At 59.1% G+C, this 7,845-nt stretch carries 10 protein-coding genes; 8 read left to right on the top strand and 2 right to left on the bottom strand.

The features are described 5' to 3' along the window. Both PMI37_RS03285 and PMI37_RS03280 read left to right on the top strand, forming a co-directional pair. Positions 1 to 343 (top strand): M23 family metallopeptidase (locus PMI37_RS03285; protein WP_008078003.1); only part of this gene is annotated, 343 nt, incomplete at its 5' end. 3 nt (positions 344 to 346) lie between these two features. Beyond that, positions 347 to 1,438, top strand: coding sequence for an anhydro-N-acetylmuramic acid kinase (locus PMI37_RS03280; protein ID WP_008078001.1), 1,092 nt, complete (start codon positions 347 to 349; stop codon positions 1,436 to 1,438). Positions 1,439 to 1,511: 73 nt separating this feature from the next. On the opposite strand, the gene erpA is transcribed toward PMI37_RS03280, so the two are convergent. Then, complete coding sequence (erpA, locus tag PMI37_RS03275; RefSeq protein ID WP_008077999.1) at positions 1,512 to 1,862, bottom strand: iron-sulfur cluster insertion protein ErpA; 351 nt, start codon at positions 1,860 to 1,862, stop codon at positions 1,512 to 1,514. A 168-nt stretch (positions 1,863 to 2,030) separates the two neighbouring features. Next, positions 2,031 to 3,065, bottom strand: a complete 1,035-nt coding sequence (gene argC / locus PMI37_RS03270; protein WP_008077998.1) for an N-acetyl-gamma-glutamyl-phosphate reductase — start codon at positions 3,063 to 3,065, stop codon at positions 2,031 to 2,033. Between the two features lie 134 nt (positions 3,066 to 3,199). On the opposite strand from argC, the gene hemJ reads away from it, so the two are divergent. The 6 genes from hemJ to coq7 all read left to right on the top strand — a co-directional run bounded on the left by hemJ (position 3,200) and on the right by coq7 (position 7,761). Further along, positions 3,200 to 3,628 (top strand): protoporphyrinogen oxidase HemJ, encoded by a 429-nt coding sequence (hemJ, locus tag PMI37_RS03265; RefSeq protein ID WP_008077997.1) that lies wholly within the window; start codon positions 3,200 to 3,202, stop codon positions 3,626 to 3,628. A gap of 33 nt (positions 3,629 to 3,661) precedes the next feature. Then, on the top strand, positions 3,662 to 4,630 hold the full coding sequence (locus PMI37_RS03260) for an NAD(P)H-dependent flavin oxidoreductase (RefSeq protein ID WP_008077996.1): 969 nt from the start codon (positions 3,662 to 3,664) through the stop codon (positions 4,628 to 4,630). 78 nt (positions 4,631 to 4,708) lie between these two features. After that, on the top strand, positions 4,709 to 5,659 hold the full coding sequence (locus PMI37_RS03255) for a DUF805 domain-containing protein (protein ID WP_008077995.1): 951 nt from the start codon (positions 4,709 to 4,711) through the stop codon (positions 5,657 to 5,659). Positions 5,660 to 5,720: 61 nt separating this feature from the next. Further along, positions 5,721 to 6,509 carry an SDR family NAD(P)-dependent oxidoreductase gene (locus PMI37_RS03250; protein WP_034155108.1) on the top strand — a complete coding sequence of 263 codons (789 nt, stop codon included), beginning with the start codon at positions 5,721 to 5,723 and terminating at the stop codon, positions 6,507 to 6,509. A 57-nt stretch (positions 6,510 to 6,566) separates the two neighbouring features. Further along, positions 6,567 to 6,905, top strand: a complete 339-nt coding sequence (locus PMI37_RS03245; protein WP_003228789.1) for a histidine triad nucleotide-binding protein — start codon at positions 6,567 to 6,569, stop codon at positions 6,903 to 6,905. A 208-nt stretch (positions 6,906 to 7,113) separates the two neighbouring features. After that, the gene (gene coq7, locus PMI37_RS03240; RefSeq protein WP_008077993.1) at positions 7,114 to 7,761 is read left to right on the top strand and encodes a 2-polyprenyl-3-methyl-6-methoxy-1,4-benzoquinone monooxygenase; all 648 of its coding nucleotides are present in this window, start codon (positions 7,114 to 7,116) and stop codon (positions 7,759 to 7,761) included. Positions 7,762 to 7,845: the final 84 nt, after the last annotated feature.

Genomic DNA, 7,845 nt, shown 5'->3' with positions numbered 1-7,845 from the left:
GGGCACTGATCATGGCGGCAACACCGTGATCATTCAACACGGCAACACTTACCGTACCCTCTACGGCCATATGCAAGGCTTCGCCAAAGGCGTGAAAACCGGCGGTACTGTCAAGCAGGGCCAAGTGATCGGCTATATCGGCACCACCGGCCTGTCCACCGGCCCGCACTTGCATTACGAATTCCAGGTTAATGGCGTTCACGTCGATCCACTGGGTCAGAAGCTGCCAATGGCCGATCCGATCGCCAAAGCCGAACGTGCTCGCTTCCTCGCGCAGAGCCAACCGCTGATGGCGCGCATGGATCAAGAGAAGGCCACCATGCTGGCATCGAGCAAGCGTTAAGCCATGGCCCTTTATATCGGTGTGATGTCCGGAACCAGCCTCGACGGTCTGGACATTGCCCTGATCGAACAGACTTCGGCGATCAAGCTGATCGCCACGCACTACATTCCCATGCCTGCGTCCCTGCGCGGCGAGCTGCTTGGCTTGTGCGCCAGCGGCCCCGATGAAATCGCCCGTTCGGCGATTGCCCAGCAACACTGGGTGAAGCTCGCCGCGCAAGGCATTCATACCCTCCTCGATCAGCAGCAGCTCAAACCTGCAGCCATTCGTGCGATCGGCAGCCATGGCCAGACCATTCGCCACGAACCGGCACGCGGTTTTACCGTGCAGATCGGCAACCCTGCCCTGCTGACTGAGTTGACCGGCATTACTGTAGTCAGCGATTTCCGCAGCCGTGATGTCGCTGCCGGCGGCCAAGGTGCGCCGCTGGTTCCAGCCTTCCATGAAGCTTTGTTCGAAGAGCGTACTGGTAACCAGGCAGTCTTGAATGTCGGCGGTTTCAGCAATCTGAGTCTGATTGAGCCGACCAAGCCTGTAGCCGGTTTCGACAGCGGCCCTGGGAATGTTCTGATGGACGCATGGATTCAGCAGCAACGGGGCGAAAACTACGACCGCAATGGCGACTGGGCAAAATCAGGCTCTGTTGAGCCGACATTGCTGGAAGCACTGCTCAGCGATCCGTTCTTCATTACCAAGGGCCCGAAAAGTACCGGCCGCGAAGTGTTCAACCTGCCGTGGCTGGAACAGCACCTGTCACGACTACCAGCCTTCGCGGCGGAAAATGTGCAGGCCACACTGCTTGAGCTGACTGCGCTGACCATCGTCGAGTCGCTGCAAAGCGCTCAATCCGATACCCAAGAACTGTTGGTCTGCGGCGGTGGCGCGCACAACAGCGCACTGATGAAACGGCTGGCCGACCTGCTTCCCGAGACAACGGTAGCCAGCACCGCGACCCATGGCGTCGATCCAGACTGGGTCGAAGCCATGGCATTCGCCTGGCTGGCCCATTGCTGCCTCGAAGGCATCGCCGCCAACCGCCCAAGCGTCACCGGCGCACGCGGTCTTCGTGTCCTGGGCGCCATCTACCCGGCCTGATCAAATCGCACACAGCAAAACGCCGCAGAACCGTAAGGCTCTGCGGCGTTTTGTTATCTGAAACGAAGAAGCGTCAGATCGAGAACGAAGACCCGCAACCACAGGTCGTGGTGGCATTCGGGTTCTTGATCACGAAACGCGACCCTTCCAGACCTTCCTGGTAATCCACTTCAGCACCTGCCAGGTACTGGAAGCTCATCGGATCAACTACCAGACTCACGCCTTCGCGCTCGACGATAGTGTCGTCCTCGGCCACGTCTTCATCGAAGGTGAAACCGTATTGAAACCCTGAACAACCGCCGCCCGTAACAAATACGCGCAGCTTCAAGCGATCATTCCCCTCTTCATCGACCAGGCTCTTCACCTTGTGCGCGGCACCGTGGGTGAATTGCAAAGCCGTGGGGGTGAAGGATTCGACGCTCATGCTGACTATCTCCCGGCGTTACGCCGCCATAATGCGTGATGACGCGCATTATCCGCTTCTCCTAGAAAATCGGTCAACTATTGTTACGGTATATCAATAAAGCCGACGAGCTGTCCGGAATGCAAAAAGGCCCGTTAGACGGGCCTTTTCGCTGTGCGACTTAAAGTGTTACGGCAGCATTCCGGCGTGAGACAAGCCGAAACGTTCGTCCAGCCCGAACAGAATATTCATGTTCTGTACTGCCTGGCCCGACGCGCCTTTGACCAGGTTGTCGATCACCGACAACACCACCACCAGATCGCCATCCTGTGGACGGTGCACGGCGATGCGGCAAACGTTCGCGCCACGCACGCTACGGGTTTCCGGATGGCTACCGGCGGGCATCACATCAACGAATGGCTCATTGGCATAACGCTTTTCGAACAGCGCCTGCAGATCCACCGAACGATCAACCACGGTCGCGTAGAGCGTGGAGTGAATGCCACGAATCATCGGCGTCAGGTGCGGAACGAAGGTCAGCCCCACATCCTTGCCCGCGGCACGACGCAGGCCCTGGCGAATTTCCGGCAGGTGACGGTGACCTTTCACTGCGTAGGCCTTCATGCTTTCCGACGTTTCGGAATACAGCGAACCTACCGCCGCGCCACGACCGGCACCGCTGACGCCGGATTTACAGTCAGCGATCAGACGCGAAGTATCGGCCAGACCCGCTTCCAGCAGCGGCAGGAAACCCAGCTGCGTCGCGGTCGGATAGCAACCCGGCACGGCGATCAGGCGAGCTTTTTTGATCTGCTCGCGATTGACTTCCGGCAGACCGTACACCGCTTCATCCAGCAATTCTGGCGCGCCGTGCGGCTGGTCGTACCACTTGGCCCATTCTTCCGCGTCTTGCAGACGGAAGTCCGCCGACAGGTCAATCACCTTGGTCCCCGCAGCCAACAGCTCGCCGGCCAAGGCGTGAGCAACACCGTGCGGCGTGGCGAAGAACACCACATCGCAAGCGCCCAGGGTCTTGATGTCCGGCACGCTGAAGGCCAGGCCGTCGTAGTGACCGCGCAGGTTCGGGTACATATCAGCCACGGCCAGACCGGCCTCGGATCGGGAAGTGATCACAACCACTTCTGCCTGCGGATGCTGTGCCAACAGACGCAGCAATTCGACACCGGTGTAACCCGTGCCGCCGACGATACCGACCTTGACCATAACCTGCCCTCAAAGAACCCACTGGAAAGCCGTCGATAATAGGGGCCGCGCGGCCCTGCGACAACCGTCAAGGTGACGTGCGGACGCTCAAGCCTCTACTATCCGGGCTTACCGTGAACCTGGAATAACTAAAAATGCTCTATCTATGGATCAAAGCTTTTCACATCGTCAGCATCGTTTGCTGGTTTGCCGGGCTGTTTTACCTGCCGCGACTGTTCGTTTATCACGCGCAGAGCGAAGACACGATCAGCAAAGAACGCTTCAGTGTCATGGAGCGCAAGCTGTATCGCGGCATCATGGGCCCGGCGATGATCGCCACGCTGATCTTCGGCGGCTGGCTGATCTATCTCAACCCGAGCATCTTCAGCATGGGTGGCTGGATCCACGCCAAACTGACTCTGGTCGTACTGCTGATCGGCTACCACCACATTTGCGGCGCGCAGGTAAAACGTTTTGCCCGTGGCGAAAACACCCGCAGCCATGTCTTTTATCGCTGGTTCAATGAAGTGCCGGTTCTGATATTGCTGGCTATCGTAATTCTGGTCGTGGTCAAGCCGTTCTAACTTCAACAAGAACAGATCTTTGGGGTATTCATCATGTCGCTGCCCGCTTTGCTCGAACAACGTCTGCGTCTGCCCGTAGTGGCGGCGCCGATGTTTCTGATTTCCAACCCTGAGTTGGTGCTCGCCTGCTGCCGCAATGGCGTGGTCGGCAGTTTTCCGGCCTTGAACCAGCGCGAAAGCAGTGGCTTCAAGGCCTGGCTGGAACAGATCGAAGCGGGCCTTGCGACACTGGACAACCCGGCGCCCTACGCGGTGAACCTGATCGTGCACAACAGCAACCCGCGCCTGCAGGCGGACCTGAACATCTGCGTCGAACACAAAGTACCGATCGTCATCACCAGCCTCGGCGCGGTGAAGGAGCTGGTCGATGCGGTGCACAGCTATGGTGGACTGGTCTTCCATGACGTGACCACGCGCCGACACGCCGAGAAAGCGGCCGAGGCTGGGGTCGATGGTTTGATCGCAGTCGCCGCCGGCGCCGGGGGCCATGCCGGTACCTGGAGCCCGTTTGCGCTGATTGCCGAGATCCGTGAGTTCTTCGACAAGACGCTGTTGCTTGCAGGATGTTTGAACCATGGCCATGAGATTCTCGCCGCACAGCTGCTCGGTGCGGATTTGGCCTACTTCGGTACGCGATTTATCGGCACCACTGAAAGCCATGCGCCTGACGCCTACAAGGACATGCTGCTGACAGCCAAGGCTGCGGACATCATTCATACTCCAGCGGTGTCGGGCGTTCCGGCCAGTTTCATGCGCCAGAGCCTGGAAGCGGCGGGTTTCGACATGGCTGCACTGCAAGGCAAGGGCGAAGTGAACTTCGGCGACAAGCTCAAACCCATCAGTGACGAAGCCAAAGCCTGGAAGACCGTGTGGTCGGCCGGTCAGGGCGTCGGGCAGATTGATGACTTGCCGAGCGTGGATCAACTGATTGCGCGCCTCGACGCCGAGTATCGCCAGGCCCAGGAGCGCGCCGCGCAGTTGCCACAACGCTGGCCACGCTGAAAAAATCAGGCCAGTCGTTTGTGGACTGGCCTTACACTGACGACCTTTCAATTTACTCGCGACAAGGATGCCTCGGCCATGAGCGAACCCCGTTACAAGATCGTTTTCAACGGTGCTCTGCAGCCCGGTGTCGATATCACCACCGCCAAACTCAATTTGGCCGACCTGTTCAAAAGCGATGTCGCCGCCATTGAGCGTCTGTTCAGTGGCCGCGCCGTCGCACTCAAACGCGACCTGACTCACAGTGATGCGCAGGCTTACCTGCAGGCGCTGAGCAAAACCGGCATCGACGCCCGGCTGGAACCCGAAACCACCATCGAGCTCAACCTGGCGGACGTCCACGAGCACAGCCCTGCCACCACTGAGCCGCAATCTCCTTACGCGCCGCCGCGGGCCAATGTCGGCGAAAGCCTGCCGGCATTCGCCGTACTCAAGCCGTTCAGTGTCGAAGGCCGCATCGGCCGATTGCGTTTTCTGGCGTGGACAATGGTGCTCAGCCTGGTGACATTGCCGATTGTTGGCATCTTCGCCCTGATCGCTCTGGGGCTGGTCAGCGGTGAGTCGACCACGGGCCTGATCATTGGCGGCATCCTTGCCTTCTTCCTGTTCCTCGGCTTCTTCATTGTCAGCATCCTGTTCAGCGTTCAGCGCTTGCACGATATCGGCTGGTCGGGCTGGCTCTGGCTGCTGAACATTGTCCCGTTCGTGGGCAGCTTCTTCCCTTTCGTGATCATGGTGGTGCCGGGCAATACCGGCGCCAATCAATATGGCCCGCCGCCTCCGCCCAACAGCACGGCGGTCAAGGTGCTCTGCTCGTTGTGGGTCGTGTTCATCGCGTTGATCTTTGCTGGTGGCATCCTCGGCGGCTTCTCCGCCGTCCAGCAGGAATATGAAAGCAATCTGGAAAGTAGCTACGAAAGCGGCTCGGTGACCACCGATGAAATCGACGTCGAAGTCGAGCCGGCAGCAAATTCCGCCGACGAGGCAGCCGAAGCGGCGCAGGCCCCTGTAGACTCTGCGAAAGAATGAACAGCGCTCCCCGCCGTGACACCCGCGTCGTCGGCGCGGAGCTGTTGCGATGGAGAATTGCATGACCCGTTACGCTCTGATCACTGGCGCTTCCAGCGGCATTGGCCTGGCCATGGCCGAAGCGCTGGCCCGGCGCGGCCGCAGTCTGATTCTGGTGGCTCGACAGCGTGATCAGCTGGAAAGTATTGCGATCGAGTTGACCCAACGCTTCGGCGTCGAAGTACTGTTTCGCGCCTGCGATCTGGGCGAGCCGCTGCGCTTGTCCGGCTTTTTGCTGGAGCTGGAAGAAGGCGACCGGCAGATTGACCTGCTGGTGAACTGCGCGGGTATCGGCACCTGCGGCCCGTTTCTCGCGCAGGACTGGATGACCGAGCAAGACCTGATCGAAGTGAACATCCTCGCCCTCACCCGCCTGTGCCACGCGATCGGCAACAGCATGGCGCTGCAGGGTGGCGGGCAGATTCTCAACGTTGCGTCGGTGGCCGCATTCAATCCCGGCCCGTGGATGAGCACTTACTACGCCAGCAAGGCCTATGTTCTGCACTTCTCCGAAGCCTTGCGGGTTGAGCTCAAACAAAGTGCCGTGAAGGTTTCGGTGCTCTGCCCTGGCCCGACGCGCACGGCATTTTTCCGCACGGCGCAACTGAACAGCGACAAACTCAAAGACAGCAAATTACTGATGAGCCCCGAGGAAGTCGCGCTGTACACCGTGCGCGCGCTCGATAAGAACCGAGCAATCATCATCCCGGGGCGCCGCAACCGCTGGTTTGCCTTTTTGCCGCGACTCGGTTCGCGCTGGCTTAATCGCACCATTGTCGGCATGGTCAATAAAGCCTATTGCCCGCGCTAAAGAATCCGGATTCAACGCGGTACACTCGATTCAGCTCAAACAACGGAGAAAACAGCAGTGGATACTCTGTTCACCAAGATCATCAACCGGGAAATCCCGGCCAAGATCATTTACGAAGACGACCAGGTTCTGGCGTTCCACGACATCGCCCCTCAGGCACCGGTGCATTTCCTGGTGATCCCGAAGAAACCGGTGCGCACCCTCAATGACCTGACCGAAGACGACAAGGCACTGGCCGGGCACATCCTGTTCACTGCGCAGCGTCTGGCGCTGGAGCTGGGTTGCGAGGAAGGTTTCCGCGTGGTGATGAACTGCAATGAAAAAGGTGGGCAGACCGTCTATCACATTCATATGCACGTCCTCGGGCAGCGCCAGATGAACTGGCCACCGGGCTAAGATTCACCGACCAGGCCTGCGCTTTGTCACCTGTAGGAGCTGCCGAAGGCTGCGATCTTTTGATCTTTAGAGAATTAACACCAGGATCAAAAGATCGCAGCCTTCGGCAGCTCCTACATGACGCAGATCCAGCGCGGCATGACCCAGCGCAAACCTTCCCCGGCCGATTCGGTTAAACTGGTGGCCGAGATTCTTCCCGGAGGTCAGCATGACTACCCAACGTCACTACTCGCCGATTGACCGTCTTCTGCTGCAAGCCGATGCCGCGATGCGTACCCTGCTGCCCTTCAGTGGCCAGCCGTACCGTCCGTCGCCAGCCATTCTGCAGCCGGATACGCAAATGAGCGATGAAGACACCCGCCACGTCGCCGGCCTGATGCGCATCAACCACACCGGTGAAGTCTGCGCCCAGGCGCTGTATCAGGGGCAGGCGCTGACCGCCAAGCTGCCGCAAGTGCGCGAAGCCATGGAGCACGCCGCCGAAGAAGAGATTGATCATCTGGTCTGGTGCGAACAGCGCATTCACCAGTTGGGCAGCCATACCAGTGTGCTCAACCCACTGTTTTATGGCATGTCCTTCGGGATTGGCGCGGTGGCCGGGTTGATCAGCGACAAGGTCAGCCTGGGTTTTGTTGCGGCGACCGAGCATCAGGTGTGCAAGCATCTGAATGAACACCTGGAGCAATTGCCCGCGGAGGACGAGAAGTCCCGGGCGATCCTGGAGCAGATGCGCATTGATGAAGAGCATCATGCGGAGAGTGCATTGGAGGCTGGCGGTTTCCGTTTTCCGGCGCCGGTGAAGTTCGGGATGAGTATTCTGGCTAAGGTGATGACCAAGAGTACTTATCGGATTTGAGAAGTGTATTGCCGGACAGGGCCCCATCGCTGGCAAGCCAGCTCCCACAGGGGTCTTTGTTTCATGTCTAGTCCTGAAATAGGT

This window comes from Pseudomonas sp. GM80 (assembly GCF_000282515.1).
In the GTDB taxonomy this organism is placed as follows: domain Bacteria; phylum Pseudomonadota; class Gammaproteobacteria; order Pseudomonadales; family Pseudomonadaceae; genus Aquipseudomonas.
The sequence above is the reverse complement of the archived record's forward strand: the minus strand, read 5'-3'. Positions and strand labels throughout refer to the sequence as shown.